Genomic DNA, 255 nt, shown 5'->3' with positions numbered 1-255 from the left:
CTTTGGGCTGCGGGACTGCAACAGTCATGTAACCGAACGGCGGGGTTTGGCCGTTCCAATTGCCCTGCTTCGCATTCGCTAGCATCGTCCGCGTCACGTGTTTTTGAATTTCTGCGGATTGATATTCATCAAACAGCGACAACATGCCAATAGCGAGGTCGGATGCAGGGTCATCGCCAAACGCTTGCGTGATTGAGACAATTTTCACCTTGAAGCGGTGAAGTTGCCCTTTGTACTGAAAGAAATGCATAGCAT

The 255-nt window shown here is 50.2% G+C and carries 1 protein-coding gene; it reads right to left on the bottom strand.

Translation table 11 applies throughout. From position 1 onward, the window contains the following. Positions 1 to 255 (bottom strand): recombinase family protein (locus EOE18_RS18355; protein WP_164852827.1); only part of this gene is annotated, 255 nt, incomplete at both ends.

Origin of the sequence: Novosphingobium umbonatum (assembly GCF_004005905.1) — a bacterium.
GTDB lineage: Bacteria > Pseudomonadota > Alphaproteobacteria > Sphingomonadales > Sphingomonadaceae > Novosphingobium > Novosphingobium umbonatum.
The sequence above is the reverse complement of the archived record's forward strand: the minus strand, read 5'-3'. Positions and strand labels throughout refer to the sequence as shown.